The organism is Streptomyces niphimycinicus, assembly GCF_018883605.1.
Lineage (GTDB): Bacteria > Actinomycetota > Actinomycetes > Streptomycetales > Streptomycetaceae > Streptomyces > Streptomyces niphimycinicus.
On record NZ_JAHLEM010001039.1, the window covers coordinates 1 to 2,741 of the forward strand.

Consider the following 2,741-nt stretch of genomic DNA (forward strand, 5'->3'; position numbering starts at 1 on the left):
GCATCGGCGCACTCGCCCATCCGCCGCGCGAACACCGGCGAGGACTCCAGCAACTCCAACGCCATCCCAACCCACTGCGACCCCTGCCCCGGGAAGACAAACACCACTCCAGTCGGCGATCCGGCCTCGCCGGTCACCACTCCTTGGTCAGGAGTTCCGTTCGCCACCGCCTCCGCACCACGCAACAACTCAGCGCGGTCCGCCCCCACGACCACCGCACGGTGAGACAACATCGCTCGGGTCGATGCCAGCGACCAACCGACATCGACCGGATGTACTCCACCATCGGCGCTCACGAAGGACCGAAGCCTGGCGGCTTGGGCCCGCAACCCCGCCTCGCTCCGTGCCGACAACACCCACGGAACGGCTGGCGGTTCGGCCGTTCGCACCATCTCGGGTTCGGCCGCCACAGATGCCTGCTCGAGGATGACATGGGCGTTGGTGCCACTTACGCCGAACGAGGAGACCCCGGCCCGTCGCGGCACTTCCCTCTGAGGCCAGAGGGACGGTTCCGTGAGCAGTGCGATCCGTCCGGCCGCCCAGTCCACGTGGGGAGTGGGCTCGTCGATGTGGAGGCTCTGCGGCAGCACACCGTGGCGCATCGCCATCACCATCTTGATCACACCGGCCACACCCGCCGCCGCCTGCGTATGACCGATGTTCGACTTCACCGAGCCCAGCAGCAACGGCCGCTCCGGATCCCGGTCCTGACCGTAGGTGGCCAACAGGGCCTGTGCCTCGATCGGATCACCCAACGTCGTCCCCGTACCGTGCGCCTCCACCGCATCGACGTCCGCAGCCGACAAACGTGCATTCGCCAATGCCTGCCGGATCACCCGCTGCTGCGACGGACCATTCGGCGCCGTCAACCCATTCGACGCACCGTCCTGGTTGACGGCGGAGCCACGCACCACCGCCAGCACCCGGTGGCCATTCCGTTCGGCGTCGGACAGCCGCTCCAGCAGGAGGATGCCCACGCCTTCGCCCCAGCCGGTGCCGTCCGCCGCCGCCGCGAACGCCTTGCACCGGCCATCGGAAGCCAATGCTCCCTGGCGGGAGAACTCGGCGAACGCGGTGGACGTGGCCATCACCGTCGCGCCGCCCGCGAGCGCCATACCGCATTCGCCCGCGCGCAGCGCCTGCGCGGCCAGGTGCATGGCGACCAACGAAGACGAACACGCGGTGTCCACGGTGACAGCCGGGCCTTCGAGCCCGAAGGTGTAGGACAGCCGGCCGGACGCCACGCTCGCCGCGCTGCCGGTGGCCAGATGACCGTCGGTACGCTGTGGCGCGTTGCCGACGAGGGCGGCGTAATCCTGACCGTTGGTGCCGACGAACACTCCGGTGGAGCTTCCCCGCAACGCGTCCACGGCGATCCCCGCCCGCTCGAAGACCTCCCACGAGACCTCCAGCAACAGCCGCTGCTGCGGATCCATCGCGACGGCCTCGCGCGGCGAGATCCCGAAGAAGGCGGGGTCGAAGTCGGCAGCCGTGTAGAGGAAACCACCCGCCCCGACCGAGGTGCCATCGGCTCCGCCGACGAGACCCCAGCCCCGATCCAGCGGAAAGGCGGATATGGCGTCCGTTCCCGATTCCAGGAGCTGCCACAGTGCTTCGGGTGAGTCGACCCCGCCGGGGAACCGGCAGCTCATGCCGATGATCGCAATCGGGTCGTCATCCACCAGAGCCGTGGCGGCGGTCGCCGATGGGGCTGCCGATCCCACCCCCAGCAGTTGCTCCCGCAAGTGGCCGGCGAGGAGTTCCGGCGTCGGGTAGTCGAACACGACCGAGGCAGATGTCTGTACGCCGGTGGCCGCCATGAGTCGATTGCGGAGTTCGATCGCGGTCAGAGAGTCGAAACCGGCTGACTGGAATGTGGCCGCGGGGTCGATTGCCGCCGGGGTGGCATGTCCCAGAACGGCGGCCACCTGACCACGTACGAGTTCGAGGACCGCCCGTTCCCTCTCGGCCGAGGGGAGGCCCCGCAACCGGTCGACGAACTCGTCCGCCGCGGGCGCGCGGCGAACGGCGTCACCCAGCAATTCACCAAGCAGCGGGTTGGGCCGCGCCCCGACGAACCGCGAGGCGAAGTGTTCCCAATCGACGTCCGCGACCATCAGTGCGGTCTCGTCGTCGTCCAAAACTCCCTGAAGGGCGGCCAGTGCAAGTGGTGGCGCCATGGCCCGTGCGTGCCCGGCCCCCATTCCGCTGTCGGCCCAGGCACCCCAGGCCACGGACGTGGCTACCAGCCCCTCCGCCCGACGCCGCCAAGCCAAGCCATCCAACGCCGCATTGGCCGCCGCATAGCTTCCCTGCCCCGCATTGCCCACGGTCCCCGCGGCCGACGAGAACAACACAAAGGCGTCGAGGTCGGCGTCACGGGTCAACTCATCCAGATAGCGCGCCCCCGCCACCTTGGCCCGCATCACCTCCCGGATGCGTTCCGGGGTGAGCGATTCGAGTACACCGTCGTCGAGGACACCCGCAGCATGCACCACGGCACACAGATCCGGAATCGTCCCCAGGAGCGCCGCGAGCGCCTCGCGATCGGCGACATCGCACGCCACCACGCGCACCCGGTCCCCCAGCTCGGCCACCAACTCCGCGACGCCCGGTGCCTCGGCCCCTTGACGGCTCGTCAGCACGATCCGCTCCACACCGGTATCCGCCAGCCAGCGCGCCACATGGCGGCCCAGTGCCCCTGTACCGCCCGTGACCAGAGCGGTGCCGCGACCCCGCCA

Annotated in this window: 1 protein-coding gene; it reads right to left on the reverse strand. The window is 69.4% G+C overall.

All coding sequences use genetic code 11. The features are described 5' to 3' along the window. Positions 1-2,741: type I polyketide synthase (locus KN815_RS47310; protein ID WP_216347942.1), on the reverse strand; the 2,741-nt coding region annotated here is incomplete at both ends.